Annotated in this window: 19 protein-coding genes; 10 read left to right on the plus strand and 9 right to left on the minus strand. The window is 60.8% G+C overall.

Features of this window, described 5'->3' with window-relative positions:
- Positions 1-8 precede the first annotated feature (8 nt).
- The 3 genes from HX790_RS12850 to HX790_RS12860 all read right to left on the minus strand — a co-directional run bounded on the left by HX790_RS12850 (position 9) and on the right by HX790_RS12860 (position 1,518).
- Positions 9-803 (minus strand): thiazole synthase, encoded by a 795-nt coding sequence (locus HX790_RS12850; protein WP_017139461.1) that lies wholly within the window; start codon positions 801-803, stop codon positions 9-11.
- A 65-nt stretch (positions 804-868) separates the two neighbouring features.
- Complete coding sequence (gene thiS / locus HX790_RS12855) at positions 869-1,069, minus strand: sulfur carrier protein ThiS (protein WP_032865944.1); 201 nt, start codon at positions 1,067-1,069, stop codon at positions 869-871.
- Between the two features lie 71 nt (positions 1,070-1,140).
- Positions 1,141-1,518: a DUF423 domain-containing protein gene (locus HX790_RS12860; RefSeq protein WP_017139463.1), complete on the minus strand. Its 378-nt coding sequence runs from the start codon at positions 1,516-1,518 to the stop codon at positions 1,141-1,143.
- Positions 1,519-1,592: 74 nt separating this feature from the next.
- Here HX790_RS12860 and mtgA point away from each other — a divergent pair, with 74 nt between their 5' ends.
- Positions 1,593-2,315, plus strand: a complete 723-nt coding sequence (gene mtgA, locus HX790_RS12865) for a monofunctional biosynthetic peptidoglycan transglycosylase (protein WP_017139464.1) — start codon at positions 1,593-1,595, stop codon at positions 2,313-2,315.
- A 195-nt stretch (positions 2,316-2,510) separates the two neighbouring features.
- On the opposite strand, the gene rpoH is transcribed toward mtgA, so the two are convergent.
- From rpoH to ftsY, 4 genes are all read right to left on the minus strand, one after another.
- Positions 2,511-3,365 carry an RNA polymerase sigma factor RpoH gene (gene rpoH / locus HX790_RS12870; RefSeq protein WP_017139465.1) on the minus strand — a complete coding sequence of 285 codons (855 nt, stop codon included), beginning with the start codon at positions 3,363-3,365 and terminating at the stop codon, positions 2,511-2,513.
- Between the two features lie 129 nt (positions 3,366-3,494).
- Positions 3,495-4,517 carry a permease-like cell division protein FtsX gene (gene ftsX / locus HX790_RS12875; RefSeq protein WP_017139466.1) on the minus strand — a complete coding sequence of 341 codons (1,023 nt, stop codon included), beginning with the start codon at positions 4,515-4,517 and terminating at the stop codon, positions 3,495-3,497.
- Positions 4,514-5,185 carry a cell division ATP-binding protein FtsE gene (gene ftsE / locus HX790_RS12880; protein WP_003213784.1) on the minus strand — a complete coding sequence of 224 codons (672 nt, stop codon included), beginning with the start codon at positions 5,183-5,185 and terminating at the stop codon, positions 4,514-4,516. The genes ftsX and ftsE overlap by 4 nt, the downstream gene beginning before the upstream one ends.
- A complete protein-coding gene (gene ftsY / locus HX790_RS12885; RefSeq protein ID WP_099550331.1) occupies positions 5,182-6,606 on the minus strand; it encodes a signal recognition particle-docking protein FtsY in 1,425 nt (474 codons plus the stop codon). The genes ftsE and ftsY overlap by 4 nt, the downstream gene beginning before the upstream one ends.
- 338 nt (positions 6,607-6,944) lie before the next feature.
- On the opposite strand from ftsY, the gene HX790_RS12890 reads away from it, so the two are divergent.
- The 4 genes from HX790_RS12890 to HX790_RS12905 all read left to right on the plus strand — a co-directional run bounded on the left by HX790_RS12890 (position 6,945) and on the right by HX790_RS12905 (position 11,625).
- A complete protein-coding gene (locus HX790_RS12890; protein WP_176991627.1) occupies positions 6,945-8,300 on the plus strand; it encodes a pitrilysin family protein in 1,356 nt (451 codons plus the stop codon).
- Positions 8,293-9,783 (plus strand): pitrilysin family protein, encoded by a 1,491-nt coding sequence (locus HX790_RS12895; protein ID WP_176991628.1) that lies wholly within the window; start codon positions 8,293-8,295, stop codon positions 9,781-9,783. The genes HX790_RS12890 and HX790_RS12895 overlap by 8 nt, the downstream gene beginning before the upstream one ends.
- Entirely contained in the window at positions 9,783-10,400 is a 618-nt protein-coding gene (gene rsmD, locus HX790_RS12900; protein ID WP_056857682.1) for a 16S rRNA (guanine(966)-N(2))-methyltransferase RsmD, read from the plus strand. Before HX790_RS12895 ends, rsmD begins: the two co-directional genes overlap by 1 nt.
- A 229-nt stretch (positions 10,401-10,629) precedes the next feature.
- Positions 10,630-11,625 (plus strand): hydrolase, encoded by a 996-nt coding sequence (locus tag HX790_RS12905; protein WP_176991629.1) that lies wholly within the window; start codon positions 10,630-10,632, stop codon positions 11,623-11,625.
- A 93-nt stretch (positions 11,626-11,718) separates the two neighbouring features.
- On the opposite strand, the gene HX790_RS12910 is transcribed toward HX790_RS12905, so the two are convergent.
- Both HX790_RS12910 and HX790_RS12915 read right to left on the minus strand, forming a co-directional pair.
- On the minus strand, positions 11,719-12,573 hold the full coding sequence (locus HX790_RS12910; RefSeq protein WP_099550328.1) for a sulfurtransferase: 855 nt from the start codon (positions 12,571-12,573) through the stop codon (positions 11,719-11,721).
- A gap of 33 nt (positions 12,574-12,606) precedes the next feature.
- Positions 12,607-13,278, minus strand: a complete 672-nt coding sequence (locus HX790_RS12915; protein WP_017139471.1) for a TetR/AcrR family transcriptional regulator — start codon at positions 13,276-13,278, stop codon at positions 12,607-12,609.
- Positions 13,279-13,424: 146 nt separating this feature from the next.
- Between HX790_RS12915 and HX790_RS12920 the strand changes: the two genes are divergently transcribed.
- The 5 genes from HX790_RS12920 to HX790_RS12940 all read left to right on the plus strand — a co-directional run bounded on the left by HX790_RS12920 (position 13,425) and on the right by HX790_RS12940 (position 18,230).
- Positions 13,425-14,852, plus strand: coding sequence for a coniferyl aldehyde dehydrogenase (locus HX790_RS12920; protein ID WP_099550326.1), 1,428 nt, complete (start codon positions 13,425-13,427; stop codon positions 14,850-14,852).
- Between the two features lie 28 nt (positions 14,853-14,880).
- Positions 14,881-15,426 (plus strand): hypothetical protein, encoded by a 546-nt coding sequence (locus tag HX790_RS12925; RefSeq protein ID WP_017139473.1) that lies wholly within the window; start codon positions 14,881-14,883, stop codon positions 15,424-15,426.
- A gap of 147 nt (positions 15,427-15,573) precedes the next feature.
- Positions 15,574-17,169 (plus strand): GMC family oxidoreductase, encoded by a 1,596-nt coding sequence (locus HX790_RS12930; RefSeq protein WP_017139474.1) that lies wholly within the window; start codon positions 15,574-15,576, stop codon positions 17,167-17,169.
- A gap of 103 nt (positions 17,170-17,272) precedes the next feature.
- A complete protein-coding gene (coaD, locus tag HX790_RS12935; protein WP_003176711.1) occupies positions 17,273-17,752 on the plus strand; it encodes a pantetheine-phosphate adenylyltransferase in 480 nt (159 codons plus the stop codon).
- A gap of 226 nt (positions 17,753-17,978) precedes the next feature.
- Positions 17,979-18,230: a YfhL family 4Fe-4S dicluster ferredoxin gene (locus tag HX790_RS12940; protein ID WP_017139475.1), complete on the plus strand. Its 252-nt coding sequence runs from the start codon at positions 17,979-17,981 to the stop codon at positions 18,228-18,230.
- The last annotated feature ends 42 nt before the right edge of the window (positions 18,231-18,272 follow it).

Genomic DNA, 18,272 nt, shown 5'->3' on the forward strand with positions numbered 1-18,272 from the left:
AATGGCTCTTACTTGATCAGACCATCCAGCGGCGAGGAGGCGCTGGCGTACAGTTTTTTCGGCATGCGACCGGCGAGGTAGGCCAAGCGGCCCGCGACGATTGCGTGTTGCATGGCTTGGGCCATCATGACCGGCTGCTGGGCATGGGCGATGGCCGAGTTCATCAGCACCGCGTCGCAACCCAGCTCCATGGCGATGGTGGCGTCGGAGGCAGTGCCCACGCCCGCGTCCACCAGCACCGGAATCCTGGCTTCTTCGAGGATGATTTGCAGGTTGTACGGGTTGCAGATGCCCAGGCCAGAACCGATCAGGCCGGCCAGCGGCATCACGGCGATGCAGCCGATTTCGGCCAATTGGCGAGCGATGATCGGGTCATCACTGGTGTAGACCATCACGTCGAAGCCTTCCTTGACCAGGGTTTCGGCGGCCTTGAGGGTTTCGATCACGTTGGGGAACAGGGTTTTCTGATCGGCCAGCACTTCCAGTTTCACCAGGTTGTGGCCGTCAAGCAGCTCACGGGCCAGGCGGCAGGTGCGCACGGCTTCGATGGCATCGTAGCAACCGGCAGTGTTCGGCAGGAAGGTGTAGCGATCCGGCGACAACACTTCGAGCAGGTTCGGTTCGCCTTCGATCTGGCCGAGGTTGGTGCGGCGCACGGCAAACGTCACGATCTCGGCACCCGAGGCTTCGATGGCCAGACGGGTTTCTTCCATGTCGCGGTACTTGCCGGTGCCAACCAGCAGGCGGGACTGGTAGGTACGACCGGCCAGGACGAAGGGCTTGTCGCTACGAACGATGCTCATGGGAAATCCTCGAATTGGGGTGAGGTTCTGCAGAATGCGGGTTGACGCCCTTGAGCGCCGGGCGGCTAGCCGCCGCCGATGGCGTGGACCACTTCGACCTGATCACCTTCGGTGAGCGCGGTTTCGGCATGCTGGCTACGCGGGACGATATCCAGGTTGAGCTCCACTGCGACTCGGCGTCCGGTCAGGTCCAGACGGGTCAGCAGGGCCGCAACGGTTTCACCGTCGGGCAGTTCAAAGGATTCGCCGTTCAACTGAATGCGCATGCCACGGGCCGCCATCGTTTTTAGGGGCCAGCATTCTAGCCCGATCAGCGTGGCTGACCCAAGTCCCTTGGTCAGGCTACCTGTAGACGCCACGCAGTCAAACCGAGGAAGAACCAGCCGAGCAAGAAGGCCAGACCACCAAACGGCGTGATGATGCCGAGCTTGCTGATGCCGGTCAGGGTCAGCGCATACAGACTGCCCGAGAACAGCAGGATGCCGACGGTAAAGGAGATGCCCGCCCAGTTGACCAATCGGCCAGGAATATGCGCGGCCAGCAACGCCACGCCGAACAGCGCCAGGGCGTGCACCAACTGATAGGTGACGCCCGTATGGAAGATCGCCAGGTACTCGGCGCTCAGGCGGTTTTTCAGGCCGTGGGCGGCAAAGGCGCCCAGGGCGACGCCGGTAAAGCCGAAAAAGGCAGCCAGCATCAGAAAGCTACGCAGCATGAGGAACTCCAGTCAGACTCGAGGGGCAGGGTCTGTATAATGGCCCGCTCAACGGGTTCGGCCAAGCCATCTCTATGCTGCGTCTCCTCTTCAAGCGCTTTCTCAAAGTCGTTAAATGGTTTGCCATCGGCAGTGTGCTGCTGGTGCTGCTGTTTCGTGTGGTGCCGCCGCCGTTCACCGCGTTGATGGTGGAGCGCAAGATCGAATCCTGGATCGACGGCGAGCCGATCGATGTGCAGCGCACCTGGGTGCCGTGGGATGAGATATCCGACGAACTGAAAGTGGCGGTAATGGCGGGTGAAGACCAGCGTTTCCCGCAGCATTGGGGTTTTGACTTCGGCGCGATCCAGGCGGCGCTGCTGCACAACGAGCGCGGCGGTTCGATTCGCGGCGCCAGCACTCTGAGCCAGCAAGTGTCAAAGAACCTGTTTTTGTGGACCGGTCGCAGTTATCTGCGCAAAGGCCTGGAAGCCTGGTTTACCGCACTGATCGAAGTGTTGTGGCCCAAGCAGCGGATTCTTGAGGTGTACCTCAATAGCGTGGAGTGGGATGAAGGCGTGTTTGGCGCAGAGGCCGCCGCGCGGCATCACTTTGGCGTGAGTGCCAAAGCGCTTTCCCGTCAGCAGGCCAGCTATCTGGCGGCGGTTTTGCCCAACCCTCGAGTGTGGAGTGCCAGCCATCCAACAGCCTATGTGGCACGGCGAGCGGCATGGATTCGGCAGCAGATGAGCCAGTTGGGCGGGGATGGTTACTTGGTGGAGTTGAATAACTCCCGCAAAGCCCCCTGGTCCGATTGACACACTGCACTACCCATGTGGGAGCTGGCTTGCCTGCGATAGCGGTGGGTCAAACTACCCATGTGTTAGCTGATACTGCCTCATCGCAGGCAAGCCTGCTCCCACAGTAAACCGAGTTGAGCTTGAGATTTTCGACTGCAAACAAAAATGCCCCAATCTTTCAATCGGGGCATTTTTTTGTCTTATCGCAGCGTTTTAAGCGGCGATCGACAACTTCAGCTTGTTCATCGCGCTTTTCTCAAGCTGACGAATCCGCTCGGCCGACACGTTGTACTTCTGTGCCAGGTCGTGCAGCGTGGCTTTTTCTTCAGCCAGCCAGCGCTGATAGAGGATGTCACGGCTACGGTCGTCCAGCACTTCCAGCGCTTCGTGCAGGTTCTGGTTGGAGTTGTCGCTCCAGTCGGCGTCTTCCAGTTGACGCGCCGGGTCGTACCGGTGGTCTTCCAGGTAGTTGGCCGGCGATTGGAAGGCGCTGTCGTCGTCCGCTTCAGCGGCCGGGTCGAAGGCCATATCATGGCCGGTCAGGCGACTTTCCATCTCGCGCACTTCACGCGGCTCCACGCCGAGGCTTTCGGCCACGCGGTGGACTTCCTCGTTGTTCAGCCACGCCAGGCGTTTTTTCTGGCTGCGCAGGTTGAAGAACAGCTTGCGCTGGGCCTTGGTGGTCGCGACTTTCACGATGCGCCAGTTGCGCAGGATGAACTCGTGGATTTCCGCCTTGATCCAGTGCACGGCAAACGATACCAGGCGCACGCCCATCTCAGGGTTGAAGCGCTTTACAGCCTTCATCAGGCCGACGTTGCCTTCCTGGATCAGGTCAGCCTGGGCCAACCCGTAGCCGCTATAGCTACGGGCGATATGTACGACAAAACGCAGGTGGGCGAGCACCATCTGCCGAGCCGCCCCCAAATCCTGCTCATAGTAGAGACTCTCGGCCAGTTCACGCTCCTGCTCGGGCGTCAGCAATGGAATGCTGTTGACCGTGTGCACATAGGCCTCCAGGTTCGCACCCGGGACCAGAGCATAAGCAGGTTGCAAAGAAGTGGTCATACGAAAAAACCTCCGACTCACATAACTCGTGCAGTTCAGCACTGCGAAAATTGACCGGGAACCGTAGGACAAGTTCCCTAAACCACCAATACGGTCAATACAAACGAAACCACATTAATCTGACATTAACTACTTCGGTGCCAGCTCACGTAAATGACGAGCGACCGCAATCCAGGCACCGATATACCCCAACAAGACGGCACCAAGCAAGAGACTCAAGCCATCGGCGACCGGCACGCCGGCCAGGGCAAAATCGCTGCCGTACAAACCGGCCAGCCCTACTACCGCGTCGTTGAGCCAGTTCAAGCCAAAAGCCAAAACGCCCCAGGACAAAATCCCGGCACCGAAGCCATAAAGCGCGCCCATGTACAGAAAAGGCCTACGCACATAGCTGTCTGTGCCGCCGACCAGTTTAATCACTTCTATCTCGGTGCGGCGGTTTTCAATATGAAGACGAATGGTATTACCTATCACCAAAAGTAATGCAGACACCAACAACACCGTGAGACCGAACACAAAGCGGTCGCCCAGCTTGAGAATGGCCGCCAGACGCTCTACCCAGACTAGATCAAGTTGTGCCTGTTGTACCTTGGGCATCTCTGCGAGTTTTTGTCGCAGGGCCTCAAGCGCTGGCTTGTCGACTTCGTTCGGCGTCACCAGCACCACGCCCGGCAGCGGGTTCTGCGGCAGCTCTTTAAGCGCCTCACCCAGGCCGGACTGCTGCTGGAACTCTTCAAGGGCCTGATCGCGGCTGATGTATTCGGCATCCGCCACGCCCGGCAGGTTCTTGATGTCGTCGCGCAGGTTCTCGCCATCTTTGGCGCTGGTGTCGAGGTCCAGGTACAGCGAAATCTGCGCCGCGCGCTGCCAGGAACCGCCCAGGCGCTCTACATTATTAAGCAGCAGCGACAAACCCATCGGCAGGCTCAGTGCCACGGCCATTACCAGGCAGGTGAAAAAGCTGCCGATCGGCTGCTTGCCCAGGCGGCGCAGGCTGTCGACCAAGCTGGCACGATGGCTTTCGATCCAGGCGCGCAGCAGCGTGGCGAAATCCGGGCCATCATCTTCGTCGCGTTTTTTCTTCGGCGGTTGCGGGTCGGCGGCTTTTGGCGCCACACGCTCGGAAACCTTGGGGCTGCGAGTCGCACTCATACGCCAGCCTCCCCGTCGCCGATCAGGCGGCCGCGTTGCAGGGTCAGCATGCGGTGGCGCATACGGGCGATCAGTGCCAGGTCGTGACTGGCGATCAATACGCTGGTGCCCAGGCGGTTGATGTCTTCGAACACGCCCATGATCTCAGCCGCCAGACGCGGGTCGAGGTTACCGGTAGGTTCGTCCGCCAGCAGCAAGGCCGGGCGGTGGACAATGGCGCGGGCGATGCCGACGCGCTGTTGTTGGCCGGTGGACAGGTCGCCCGGGTACAGGTCGGTCTTGTCCGACAGTGCCACGCGCTCCAGGGCCGAATCCACACGCTTGACGATTTCAGCCTTGGACAAGCCGAGAATCTGCAGCGGCAAAGCAATGTTGTTGAACACCGTACGATCGAACAGCAACTGGTGGTTCTGGAACACCACGCCGATCTGGCGGCGCAGGAACGGGATCTGTGCATTGCTGATGGTGGCCAGATCCTGGCCGGCCAGCAGCAGCTTGCCGGTGGTCGGGCGCTCCATCGCCAGCAACAGCCGCAACAGCGTACTTTTACCGGCGCCCGAATGGCCGGTTACAAATAGAAACTCGCCACGCCGCACTCGAAAGCTCAGCTCATGCAAGCCCACATGCCCGTTGGCGTAGCGTTTACCGACCTGTTCGAATCGAATCATGAACGCTCCCGCTCGGCGAAAAGTGCCTGTACAAAGGGTTCGGCTTCAAAGGTGCGCAGGTCGTCGATACCTTCACCGACACCGATATAACGAATCGGCAACCCGAACTGTTTGGCCAGGGCGAAGATCACACCACCCTTGGCCGTGCCGTCGAGCTTAGTCAATGCCAGGCCGGTCAGTTGCACCGTCTGGTTGAATTGTTTGGCCTGGCTGATGGCGTTCTGGCCAGTGCCGGCGTCGAGCACCAGCAGCACTTCGTGCGGGGCGTCGGCGTCGAGCTTGCCGATTACGCGGCGCACTTTCTTCAGTTCTTCCATCAGGTTGTCTTTGGTGTGCAGGCGACCGGCGGTATCAGCGATCAACACATCGATGTTACGGGCCTTGGCAGCCTGCACGGCATCGAAAATCACCGAGGCGGAATCGGCGCCGGTGTGCTGGGCGATGACCGGGATCTTGTTGCGCTCACCCCAGACCTGCAACTGCTCCACGGCAGCGGCGCGGAAGGTGTCACCGGCGGCGAGCATGACTTTCTTGCCTTCCGACTGCAGCTTCTTGGCCAACTTGCCGATGGTGGTGGTTTTGCCGGCGCCGTTGACGCCGACGACCAGGATCACGAACGGCTTGTTCGGCGTGATCACCAGCGGCGCTTCCACCGGCTTGAGCATCGCAGCCAGTTCGGCCTGAAGGGATTTGTAGAGCGCATCGGCGTCGGTCAACTGCTTGCGCGCAACCTTCTGGGTCAGGCTCTGGATGATCACGGCAGTGGCTTCGACGCCCACGTCGGCGGTCAACAGACGGGTTTCGATGTCTTCCAGCAGCTCGTCATCAATAACCTTCTTGCCCAGGAACAGGCTGGCCATGCCTTCGCCGATACTGGCGCTGGTTTTGCTCAGGCCTTGCTTGAGGCGGGCGAAGAAGCCGGTTTTGCTGGTTTCAGCGGGAGCAACAACGGGCTCCGGGGCGACCGGCGGCTCGATAATGGCGGGGGCGGCAACCACCACAGGTGCCGGCGCTGGCTCCACAACCACCGGCGCAGGCGTTTCGATCACTGGCGGCGCTTCGACCACAACCGCCACCGGCTCAACCACGACCGGAATCGGCGGCGTCACGTGCTCAGCCTGCACGTCTTCAACCAGCGCCACAGGCTCTTCGGCCACCGGCAGTTCCAGCCACGACTTGTGCTCTGGCTCTGGCTCAACCTGTGCCGCTGGCTGCAATACGGGCTCAGCCATCGGCAACACCACCGGCGCCGGGGTTTCAGCGACCGGTTCGGCTTCTAATACAGGCTCTGGAATCGGCTCAGGCTGAACCTGTGGCTGTTCGACGACGGTTTCCTGCGGCTTTTTGCGCAGCCATCCGAACAGGCCTTTTTTCTCGCCAGCCGCAGCTGGACTCTTCTTGTCGTCGTTGGAACCAAACATGGAGGACGGCTATCTCAAAGTAGCGATGCGCCAGGGCGCCTCGGTAAATAAATTCGATGCAGAACAGACTGCTTTAACGCTCGCTTGTTCATGCGCAACATTTTGTAAGGCGTAAATAAAGGCCTCAACAAATCGTTTCAATAAAGGACTGAAGCGACAAAATCGGCGAAAAGTAGAAGATCGTCGGGGAAACCCAGCGCCAATTCCTACATTCCTACGACTGAAACCGGGACAAGATGACTGCCACAGTGGCCCTGTCCAAACCGGATCAGTATCCTAGCACCTCCTCGCCCGCCGACGCTAAGACCAAGCGGGTAGCCCAACAGGTTAAAACACGAATGATTGCTCTAGCCCGCCGCGCCGCAGGCCTGCTGCTCAGCACAGTTTGTCTGCCTCTTTCAGCCTTGGCTGCCGACCCACAACCCACCCATGAATTCACCCTCGATAACGGCCTTAAAGTGGTCGTGCGCGAAGACCATCGCGCGCCGGTGGTGGTTTCCCAGGTCTGGTACAAGGTCGGTTCGAGCTACGAAACCCCGGGCCAGACCGGTTTGTCCCATGCCCTGGAACACATGATGTTCAAGGGCAGCGCCAAAGTCGGTCCCGGCGAAGCCTCGCTGATCCTGCGTGACCTGGGCGCTGAAGAAAACGCCTTCACCAGCGATGACTACACCGCGTATTACCAGGTACTGGCGCGTGACCGCCTGGGCGTCGCTTTCGAGCTGGAAGCCGACCGCATGGCCAGCCTGCGCCTGCCGGCCGATGAGTTCAGCCGCGAAATCGAGGTGATCAAGGAAGAACGCCGCCTGCGCACCGACGACAACCCGATGTCCAAGGCCTACGAGCGCTTCAAGGCGATGGCCTACCCGGCCAGCGGCTATCACACGCCGACCATCGGCTGGATGGCCGACCTTGAGCGCATGAAGGTTGAAGAACTGCGCCACTGGTACCAGTCCTGGTATGTGCCGAACAACGCCACGCTGGTGGTGGTCGGCGACGTGACGCCGGACGAGGTCAAGAAACTCGCCGAACGTTACTTCGGCCCAATCCCCAAGCGTGATGTGCCACCCGCCAAGATCCCGCTGGAACTGGCCGAACCTGGCGAGCGCTTGCTGACCCTGCACGTGCAGACCCAACTGCCGAGCGTGATCCTCGGTTTCAACGTGCCGGGCCTGGCGACTGCCGAAGACAAGCGCTCGGTGCAAGCCCTGCGCCTGCTCTCGGCCCTGCTCGATGGCGGCTACAGCGCGCGTATCTCGGAACAGCTGGAGCGCGGTGAAGAACTGGTCTCCGGCGCGTCCACCAGCTACGACGCCTATACCCGTGGTGACAGCCTGTTCACATTGAGCGCCACGCCGAATCAGCAGAAGAAAAAGACCATTGCCCAGGCCGAAGCCGGCCTGTGGCGCCTGCTGGACGAGTTGAAAGCCAAGCCGCCGACCACCGAAGAACTGGAGCGTATCCGCGCCCAAGTAATTGCCGGCGTGGTTTACCAACGTGATTCCATCACCAGCCAGGCCACGGCCATCGGCTCGCTGGAAACCGTTGGCCTGTCCTGGAAACTCATGGACACCGAGCTTGCCGACCTGCAAAGCGTGACCCCGGAAGATATCCAGAAAGCCGCGCGTACCTACTTCACCCGCGAACGTTTGAGCGTCGCCCATGTTTTGCCCGAGGAGACCGCTCATGATTAATCGCAAAAGCAGCCGCCTGATCTTCCCCGGCCTGGTCGTCGTCACCCTGATCGCCGCCAGCGCCGTGTACTTCCTGCGCCCGAGTGAATCGGTGGCCAGCCAGGCGCTGGACAAGGCGCAATCGGCCAACAAACTGCAATCTTTGGCAGAACTGGACGGCAAGGCGCCGACCAACCGCAAGCTCGACGTGCAAACCTGGACCACCGCCGAGGGCGCCAAGGTGCTGTTCGTCGAAGCCCACGAACTGCCAATGTTCGACATGCGCATCCTGTTCGCCGCCGGCAGCAGCCAGGACGGCAATACCCCAGGCGTTGCGTTGCTGACCAACGCCATGCTCAACGAAGGCATACCGGGCAAGGATGTCAGCCAGATCGCCAGCGGCTTTGAAGGCCTGGGTGCCGACTTCGGCAACGGCGCTTATCGCGACATGGCGTTGGTGTCCCTGCGCAGTCTGAGCGACAGCGACAAGCGCGACGCGGCCCTGACGCTGTTTGACCAAGTGATCGGCAAGCCGACTTTCCCGGCCGACTCCCTGGCGCGCATCAAGAACCAGATTCTGGCCGGTTTTGAGTACCAGAAACAGAACCCAGGCAAGCTGGCCAGCCTTGAGTTGTTCAAGCGGTTGTACGGCGACCACCCTTACGCGCACTCGAGCGAAGGCACGCCTGAGAGCATTCCGGCGATTACCCTGGCGCAGTTGCAGGCGTTCCACGCCAAAGCATATGCAGCGGGCAATGCGGTGATTGCCGTGGTGGGCGATCTGACTCGCGCCGACGCTGAGGCCATGACGGCCAAGGTCTCCGCATCGCTGCCCAAAGGCCCGGCCCTGGCCAAGATCGCCCAGCCGACCGAGCCGAAAGCTGGCCTGAGCCATATCGAGTTCCCGTCCAAGCAAACCCATTTACTGTTCGCGCAACTGGGCATCGACCGCGCCGACCCGGACTACGCCGCCTTGTCCCTGGGCAACCAGATCCTCGGCGGTGGTGGTTTCGGCACCCGCTTGATGAGCGAAGTGCGTGAGAAGCGCGGCCTGACCTACGGCGTTTACTCCGGTTTCTCGCCGATGCAGGTACGTGGTCCGTTCATGATCAACCTGCAGACCCGCGCCGAAATGAGCGGCGGCACCCTGCGCCTGGTTGAAGACGTGCTGGCCGACTACCTCAAGACCGGCCCGACGCAAAAGGAACTGGACGACGCCAAGCGTGAGCTGGCCGGTAGCTTCCCGCTGTCTACCGCAAGCAACGCCGATATCGTCGGGCAGCTGGGCGCCATGGGTTTCTATAACCTGCCGCTGAGCTATCTTGAGGATTTCATGAAACAATCCCAGGCCCTGACCGTAGAGCAGGTCAAGGCTGCAATGAATAAACACTTGAGCGCCGACAAGATGGTCATCGTGACCGCCGGCCCGACGATTGCGCAAAAGCCACTACCGCCCCCCACTGATAAACCCGCCGAGCAGCCGCTCGGGGTTCCGGAGCATTAATGGCCAGTTCATCTCGCCCGAAAAAACCTGTCCACAACGTGCATAACGGTGTGGGCCAACTGCGCATCATTGGCGGTGAATGGGGCAGCCGCAAGCTGAGTTTCCCTGACGTCGTGGGCCTGCGCCCAACGCCGGATCGCGTGCGTGAAACCCTGTTCAACTGGCTCGCGCCGTATATCGGCGGCGCCAAGGTACTGGACCCGTTCGCCGGCAGCGGCGCGCTGTTCCTCGAAGCGCTGTCCCGTGGCGCCGCCCAGGGCCAGGCGCTGGATGCCAGCAATGTGGCGGTGTCCAGCCTCAAGGAACACCTGGGCACACTGCGCTGCACCACCGGCCAGGTGCAGACAGCCGATGCGCTGCGCTACCTGGAAACCCAGGCGGCCAGCGAATACGACGTGGTGTTCCTCGACCCGCCGTTCAACCAGAACCTGTTGCCGACGGTGTGTGCGCTGCTGGAAGAGCGCCAGTGGCTGGCACCCGATGCGTGGATCTACACTGAAAGCGAGACCGCGCCGTCTACCCTCGGCCTGCCGGGCAGCTGGCGCCTGCACCGGGAGCAGAAGTCCGGTCGCGTGTATTACGCGTTGTGGCATCGGTTGGTTGAAAGCGCCGCTTAACCTTAGGTAAATGTTGTAGTGAGCGGGCTTTTTGTGGCGGCCAGGATGGTTGTGGCGAGCAGGCTTGCCCTGCGTTGGGCTGCGAAGCAGCCCCTTTTAAAGGCACCGCGATCCTACAAATAGAATGCGGCGACTTTACTGGGGCCGCTTCGCAGCCCAACGCAGGGCAAGCCTGCTCGCCACAACAAGCTCGCATGCCACAGTAAGCTCGCTTGCTACCGAGAGTTTCATGATCCCGTCCTCTGAGCTGTTCAAACCCGCCTTCGGCCTCGGCAACCCCCACTTGCAAACCCTGTGGGGGCCGCTGTGGCGCCCTACCACCCATATCGAACGCCAACGCGAACGCCTGTGGCTGGACGACGGCGACTTTCTCGACCTCGACTGGCATGGGCCCCATGACGCGCAAGCGCCATTGGTGCTGGTGCTGCACGGGCTGACCGGCTCGTCCAACTCGCCTTATGTGGCCGGGCTGCAAAAAGCCCTCGCAGCTCAAGGCTGGGCCAGCGCCGCCTTGAATTGGCATGGGTGCTCGGGCGAGCCAAACCTGTTGGCACGCAGCTATCACTCCGGTGCCAGTGAAGACCTGGCGGCGGCGATTGCACATCTGCATGCCAAACGACCCTTGGCGCCGCTGTATGCGGTGGGTTATTCGTTGGGCGCAAATGTGCTGCTCAAGCACCTGGGCGAAACCGGCGAGACGTCCGGGCTGCAAGGCGCAGCGGCGGTGTCGGTGCCGTTTCGACTGGACCAGTGCGCTGACCGTATCGGGCTGGGCTTTTCGCGGGTGTACCAGAAGCACTTCATGCGCGAGATGTTGGCGTATATCCGCGTCAAGCAAAGCCGCTTTGTGAAAGATGGCCGGGCCGAAGGGCTGAAAACCCTGGAAGCCCTGGGCTCATTGGAGAAAATGCGCACGTTCTGGGACTTCGACGGCCGGGTGACCGCACCGTTGCACGGGTTCCTCAGTGCCGAGGACTATTATCGTCGCGCCTCGAGCCGTTACTACTTGGGCGAAATCCGCACGCCAACCCTGATTATCCAGGCCGCCGATGACCCGTTCGTGTTTGCTCACAGCCTGCCCGAGGCCAGTGAACTGTCGGATTGCACCGAGTTTGAGTTGTTGGCCAAGGGTGGGCATGTGGGGTTTGTGGATGGGACGTTGAAACGCCCCAGTTACTACCTGGAGCGCCGTATTCCGCAGTGGTTACTGACACAACACAGTTAGAAAATGTGGGAGCTGGTTTGTGTGGGAGCTGGCTTGCCTGCTCCCACACAAACCAGTTCCCACAGTTTTATTGTGGTTTACATGGCTATTCAATCAGTCGCCGGTTGCAATCTGCCGTGTGGGGTCGGTAATCCACTCACTCCACGACCCCGCATACAACTTGCCCAACGGGTAACCGGCCAAACTCAAGGCAAACAAGTTGTGGCACGCCGTCACGCCCGAACCGCAGTACGCCACCAGTTCATCCGGTGACCGGCCCTGCAACTGTGCGGCGAAGCGCTGCTTGAGCTGATCGGCCGGTAGAAAGCGGCCATCACTGCCCAGGTTTTCGGTGAACGCTGCACATTGCGCACCGGGAATGTGCCCGGCAATCGGATCAATCGGCTCTACCTCGCCGCGAAAACGCGCCGCTGCACGGGCGTCGATCAAGGTGAGGCCCGGCTCACCCAAGCGCTTTTGCAAATGCTCGGCGTCCAGCAGCAGGCGGTTGTCCGGCTTACCGGCGAACGCTCCCGGCTCCACCACCGGTGCATCGAGGCTCAACGGGAAACCGGCGGCGTGCCAGGCCTTGAGACCACCGTCCAGGATAAACACCCCGTCACGCTTGCCCAGCCAGGCCAGCAACCACCACGCGCGGGCGGCATAGGCGCCAGGGCCGTCGTCGTACAGGACGATGTCGGTGTTGGCATGGATGCCCCAGGCCCGCAGTTGCGCAACCAAAGTGTCCGCCGCCGGTAACGGGTGGCGGCCGGTCACGCCTTTGGTCACCGGCCCACTGAGATGACGCTCCAAGTCGGCATATTGCGCGCCTTCGATATGCCCTTCGGCATAGCTGCACAGCCCGTAGTCCGGGTCTTCGAGGGCAAAACGACAATCCAGGATCACCAGCCCCGCGGCCTTTTGGCGTTCGGCCAATTGCTGGGGGCTGATCAGTTGGGCAAGCGACATGACGGGCTCCTGTGAACAGATTCGGGAAAGGTCCTACTTCACTTCTTCCAGTGCCTGGTTCAACGGCACGTAAAACTCTTTGAACAAGGCATCCACCGCCTCTTTCGCCTGGGGCGTGACAAACCCCGCCTCCAGCACCAGCACCTGATACACACCGCGCTTGATCGCTTCGGCGCTCAAGTGCGCGGAGTTCTCATTGGTGGTGCACAGGAACCGCACCCACGAGGTGAGGATGATCCAGGCATTAAGGGTCAGTGCCTCGGTTTGCACCGGGTCCATACTGAGGATGCCAGCGTCGACAAACCCTTGGTAAATGGCCCCGCCCTGGATCAGGCAGCGCTGGGAAAACCGCCGGTAGCCGGTGGCCAGTTCCGGGTCGCTTTCCAGCAGGTGTTCGAGGTCTCGGTGCAGGAAGCGGTAGCGCCACATGCCGGCCAGCACGGCCTGCAGGTAAAAGCGCTTGTCTTCGACAGTCACCGCGCGGCCCTGTGGCGGGCGCAGGAAACTGTCCACCAGCGCTTCGTACTCACGAAACAGCACGGCGATGATCGCCTGCTTGTTGGGGAAGTGGTAGTACAGGTTGCCCGGGGAAATTTCCATATGGGCGGCGATATGGTTGGTACTGACGCTGCGCTCACCCTGCTGGTTAAAAAGCTCCAGGCTGGTTTGCACAATGCGCTCGCTGGTCTTTACTCGTGGTGCCATAGGGGATCAGCTTCTGAACACGGGATGGGGCATCTTACGGCCTATCCTTGTCAGGATAAATCCGCATGTTGCTGCAATGACATTTGACAATTTAGAGCAATGACTCTAAAAATCCAGGCAGACCTATAACAATCGGGAACTGCGCCATGTCTGCCAACGTTGCCTACCTGCAAGATTCCCAGGCGCTGGATCAACTCCAGGACCTGTTCGACGCCCAACGTCGCGCCTATGCGGCCAACCCGATGCCGCCAGCTGCACAGCGCCAGCAGTGGCTAAAGGCTTTACGCGACGTGCTCAGCGACGAACGCCAGGCGCTGATCACCGCGATCAGCCAGGACTTCAGCCACCGCAGCGCAGACGAAACCCTGTTCGCCGAGTTGATGCCCAGCCTGCATGGCATTCACTACGCCAGCAAACACCTCAAAGGCTGGATGAAACCTTCCCGGCGTGCGGTAGGCATTGCCTTCCAACCAGCGTCAGCCAAAGTCATCTACCAGCCGCTGGGTGTGGTCGGGGTGATTGTCCCCTGGAACTACCCGTTGTACCTGGCCATTGGGCCGCTGGTCGGGGCTTTGGCGGCGGGAAACCGGGTGATGCTCAAACTCAGCGAATCCACGCCCGCCACGGGCGAACTGCTGAAGGCGCTGCTGGCCAAAATCTTCCCCGAAGACCTGGTGTGCGTGGTGCTGGGCGAGGCCGAAGTGGGCATGGCATTTTCCAAATTGCGCTTCGATCACCTGCTGTTCACCGGCGCCACCAGCATCGGCAAACACGTGATGCGCGCAGCGGCCGAGCACCTGACACCGGTTACCCTGGAGCTCGGTGGCAAGTCGCCAGCCATTGTTTCCGCGGACGTGCCACTCAAAGACGCCGCCGAGCGCATTGCCTTCGGTAAATGCCTGAATGCCGGGCAAACCTGCGTGGCACCGGATTACGTGTTGGTGCCGGAAGACCGCGTTGAAGGTTTCGTCGAGGCCTACAGCAACGCCGTTCGCGGGTTTTATCCGACCCTGGCCGACAACCCGGACTACACCGCCATCATCAATGAGCGGCAACAGGCCCGGCTCAATGCCTACGTCAAAGACGCCACCGACAAGGGCGCCACCCTGATACCGCTGTATGACCAGGGCCAGGCACGGCGTATGGCCCATAGCCTGTTGCTGAATGTCAGCGACGAGATGACGGTGATGCAGGACGAAATCTTCGGCCCGGTGCTGCCGATCGTGCCTTATCGCGGCCTCGACCAAGCGTTTGCCTACATCAACCAGCGCCCTCGCCCACTGGCCCTGTATTACTTCGGCTACAACAAAGGCGAACAGAACCGCGTGCTCCACGAAACCCATTCCGGCGGTGTTTGCCTCAACGACACGCTGCTGCATGTGGCCCAGGACGATATGCCCTTTGGCGGCATCGGCCCGTCGGGCATGGGCCATTACCACGGCCATGAAGGCTTCCTCACGTTCAGCAAGGCCAAAGGGGTGCTGGTCAAACAGCGCCTGAACGCGGCGAAACTGATCTACCCGCCTTACGGCAAAGCCATCCAGAAGTTGATCCAGAAGCTGTTTATCCGCTGATTCCGCCACCCTCGGGATAACAATAACAATGAACCCTAGCCTGACTGAAACACCCGCGCTGTCACGGCGCGGCGTTCTGAAAATCGGCCTGTGCGCCAGCGCATTCCTGGCCACCGCCGGCTTGGGGGCCAGCCTCAGCGGCTGCTCCAGCAGCACCCCGGCCAGTGGCTTTGCCATGCTGCGCAGCAGCGACTTGCCGTTTTTGCGCGCAATCATCCCGGTGTTACTCGAAGGCGCGGCCAGCGCCCAGGACGTGGTCGCCGGCATCGAAGACACCCTGAAAAAACTCGACTACAGCCTGCAAAACCTGTCGCCGGAGATGTTCAAGCTCACCCAGCAACTGTTCGACGTGCTGAGCATGGGCATCACCCGTGGCCCGTTGACCGGCATTTGGGGCAGTTGGGAAAACGCCAGCAGCGATCAGATCCGCAACTTCCTGCACCGCTGGGAGAACAGCTACCTGAACCTGCTGCGCATGGGCCAGGGCTCGCTGCTCAAGCTGGTGATCATGGCCTGGTACTTCCGGCCACAATCCTGGGCGCATTGCGGCTACCCCGGCCCACCGAAGATCTAGCCCTGGCAACCCAATCAAACATGTGGGAGCTGGCTCGCCTGCGATAGCGGTGTATCAGCCAGAAATGAAAGGCAGGCAGACCGCCATCGCAGGCAAGCCAGCTCCCACACTGAATGCAACTTCGTATAAAAATAAGAGTGCACTTCTATGCCCGTACCCGATCTGTTCCGCGATGGCCTGGCCCGTGGCTGGAAAACCCACAATGGCGCCGCCCTCAGCAATGACCTGACCCTGGAAGCCGATGTGGCCATTATCGGCAGTGGCGCGGGTGGCGGCACCACTGCCGAGATCCTCAGTGCTGCGGGCTACAAAGTGCTGCTGATCGAAGAAGGCCCGCTCAAGACCAGCAGCGACTTCAAGCTGCTCGAAGACGAAGCCTACGCCAGCCTCTACCAGGAAGGCATCGGCCGCATGAGCAAGGACGGCGCGATTACTATCCTGCAGGGGCGTGCCGTCGGTGGCACCACGCTGATCAACTGGACCTCGAGCTTTCGCACACCCGATGCCACCCTCGCCCACTGGGCCAGTGAATATGCAGTCAAGGGCCACAGCAGCGCAGAAATGGCGCCGTGGTTCGAAAAAATGGAACAGCGCCTGGGCATCGCCCCTTGGGCCATTCCACCGAATGCCAACAATGATGTGATCCGCAAAGGCTGCGAAAAGCTCGGCTATAGCTGGCACGTGATCCCCCGCAACGTGCGCGGCTGCTTCAACCTGGGTTACTGCGGCATGGGGTGCCCGGTCAACGCCAAGCAATCGATGTTGGTGACCACCATTCCCTCCACCCTGGAAAAGGGCGGCGAACTGCTCTACCTCGCCCGCGCCGAACACCTGAAATACAGCGGCGACACCATCAGCAGCCTTGAATGCGTGGCCATGGATGAGCGTTGCGTGGCGCCTACCGGGCGCAAGATCACGGTCAAGGCCAAGCATTACGTGCTCGCGGGCGGTGGCATCAACAGCCCGGCACTGTTGATGCGTTCGGACGCGCCCGACCCGCATTCGCGGCTGGGCAAGCGTACCTTCCTGCATCTGGTGAATTTCTCCGCGGGGCAGTTCGACGAGGTGATCAATCCGTTCTATGGCGCTCCGCAGTCGATCTATTCCGACCACTTCCAGTGGCAGGACGGCACCACCGGCAAAATGTCTTACAAATTGGAGGCGCCGCCGCTGCATCCAGGCCTGGCCAGCACGCTGTTCGGCGGCTACGGCACCGGGAACGCGCTGGACATGAGTCAGTTGCCCCACACCCACGCCATGCTCGCCCTGCTGCGCGACGGCTTTCACCCCGACAGCCCCGGCGGCACGGTGGAATTACGTGGCGACGGCACACCGGTGCTCGACTATCAGGTCTCGGACTACGCCTGGGACGGCCTGCGCCGTGCGTTTCATACCATGGCCGAGATTCAGTTCGCGGCGGGCGCCAAGTCGGTCAAGCCGCTGCATCACGATGCACGCTACGTGAATACCCTGGCCGAGGCACGCAGCCTGATCGATGGCCTGAGCCTGGAACTGCACCGCACCACGCTGGGCAGCGCCCATGTGATGGGCGGTTGCGCCATGGGCGAGGACCCGAAAAACGCGGTGGCCGACAGCCTCGGCCGTCATCATCAATTGCGTAACCTGTCGATCCACGACGGCTCGCTGTTCCCCACCAGCATTGGCGCCAACCCACAATTATCGGTGTACGGGTTGACGGCGCAACTGGCGACAGCATTGGCCGAACGTCTGAAAACAGCATGAAAAAACCGGGTATTCACGGTATCTATCTACATAAGTCGACTTGGCCCACCGGGAATGCTGCGATACCATCCGGTTCCCCAACGGACTCCGCCAGGACGACGCGATGAACCGAGTGTTGTACCCAGGTACCTTCGACCCGATTACCAAAGGCCATGGCGATCTGGTCGAACGTGCGTCTCGCTTGTTCGACCATGTGATCATCGCGGTCGCCGCCAGCCCCAAGAAAAACCCACTGTTCCCCTTGGAACAGCGCGTAGAGCTGGCGCGTGAGGTCACCAAGCACCTGCCCAACGTGGAAGTGGTGGGCTTTTCGACGTTGCTGGCGCACTTTGCCAAAGAGCAGAACGCCAATGTGTTCCTGCGTGGCCTGCGCGCGGTGTCGGACTTCGAATACGAATTCCAGCTGGCCAACATGAACCGCCAACTGGCGCCGGACGTGGAAAGCCTGTTTCTTACGCCGTCGGAACGTTACTCGTTCATTTCCTCGACGTTGGTGCGTGAAATTGCCGCTTTGGGCGGAGATATCACCAAGTTCGTGCATCCGGCCGTAGCCGATGCGCTGACCCTGCGCTTCAAGAAGTAAGGCTCTTTGTGGCGAGGGAGCTTGCTCCCGCTGGACTGCGCAGCAGTCCCAATCGTTTCCAGCACAGCGGGGCCGCTGCGCGGCCCTACGGGAGCAAGCTCCCTCGCCACAGAGACAGCGACCGATATTCGGGCTTGCCACACGCTCGCACTGCGGGCGCCAATGCGGCACAATTGCACGCATTAGTTTTCAGATGCCCTGGCTGACAGCCCTGGCAGGAGTTTCCATGTCCCTGATCATCACCGACGATTGCATCAACTGCGACGTCTGCGAACCCGAGTGCCCGAACGCTGCGATTTCCCAGGGCGAAGAGATCTACGTGATCGACCCCAACCTGTGCACCCAGTGCGTCGGTCACTACGACGAGCCTCAGTGCCAGCAAGTGTGCCCGGTGGATTGCATTCCGCTGGATGAAGCCCATCCGGAAACGGAAGAGCAGTTGATGGCCAAGTACCGGTTGATTACCGGCAAGGCCTGAAGTTATTTATTGCCTGTAAAGGCCTCATCGCAGGCAAGCCAG

The organism is Pseudomonas sp. IPO3747, assembly GCF_013385245.1.
Classification (GTDB): domain Bacteria; phylum Pseudomonadota; class Gammaproteobacteria; order Pseudomonadales; family Pseudomonadaceae; genus Aquipseudomonas; species Aquipseudomonas edaphica.

Coding starts and splice junctions, on each gene's coding strand:
- ftsY (WP_099550331.1), bottom strand. CDS start 6,606: ATGTTTGGTTCCAACGACGACAAGAAGAGTCCAGCTGCGGCTGGCGAG.
- HX790_RS12860 (WP_017139463.1), bottom strand. CDS start 1,518: ATGCTGCGTAGCTTTCTGATGCTGGCTGCCTTTTTCGGCTTTACCGGC.
- rpoH (WP_017139465.1), bottom strand. CDS start 3,365: ATGACCACTTCTTTGCAACCTGCTTATGCTCTGGTCCCGGGTGCGAAC.
- HX790_RS12920 (WP_099550326.1), top strand. CDS start 13,425: ATGTCTGCCAACGTTGCCTACCTGCAAGATTCCCAGGCGCTGGATCAA.
- HX790_RS12905 (WP_176991629.1), top strand. CDS start 10,630: ATGATCCCGTCCTCTGAGCTGTTCAAACCCGCCTTCGGCCTCGGCAAC.
- rsmD (WP_056857682.1), top strand. CDS start 9,783: ATGGCCAGTTCATCTCGCCCGAAAAAACCTGTCCACAACGTGCATAAC.
- thiS (WP_032865944.1), bottom strand. CDS start 1,069: ATGCGCATTCAGTTGAACGGCGAATCCTTTGAACTGCCCGACGGTGAA.
- HX790_RS12940 (WP_017139475.1), top strand. CDS start 17,979: ATGTCCCTGATCATCACCGACGATTGCATCAACTGCGACGTCTGCGAA.
- ftsX (WP_017139466.1), bottom strand. CDS start 4,517: ATGAGTGCGACTCGCAGCCCCAAGGTTTCCGAGCGTGTGGCGCCAAAA.
- mtgA (WP_017139464.1), top strand. CDS start 1,593: ATGCTGCGTCTCCTCTTCAAGCGCTTTCTCAAAGTCGTTAAATGGTTT.
- HX790_RS12930 (WP_017139474.1), top strand. CDS start 15,574: ATGCCCGTACCCGATCTGTTCCGCGATGGCCTGGCCCGTGGCTGGAAA.
- HX790_RS12915 (WP_017139471.1), bottom strand. CDS start 13,278: ATGGCACCACGAGTAAAGACCAGCGAGCGCATTGTGCAAACCAGCCTG.
- HX790_RS12850 (WP_017139461.1), bottom strand. CDS start 803: ATGAGCATCGTTCGTAGCGACAAGCCCTTCGTCCTGGCCGGTCGTACC.
- HX790_RS12925 (WP_017139473.1), top strand. CDS start 14,881: ATGAACCCTAGCCTGACTGAAACACCCGCGCTGTCACGGCGCGGCGTT.
- coaD (WP_003176711.1), top strand. CDS start 17,273: ATGAACCGAGTGTTGTACCCAGGTACCTTCGACCCGATTACCAAAGGC.
- ftsE (WP_003213784.1), bottom strand. CDS start 5,185: ATGATTCGATTCGAACAGGTCGGTAAACGCTACGCCAACGGGCATGTG.
- HX790_RS12895 (WP_176991628.1), top strand. CDS start 8,293: ATGATTAATCGCAAAAGCAGCCGCCTGATCTTCCCCGGCCTGGTCGTC.
- HX790_RS12890 (WP_176991627.1), top strand. CDS start 6,945: ATGATTGCTCTAGCCCGCCGCGCCGCAGGCCTGCTGCTCAGCACAGTT.
- HX790_RS12910 (WP_099550328.1), bottom strand. CDS start 12,573: ATGTCGCTTGCCCAACTGATCAGCCCCCAGCAATTGGCCGAACGCCAA.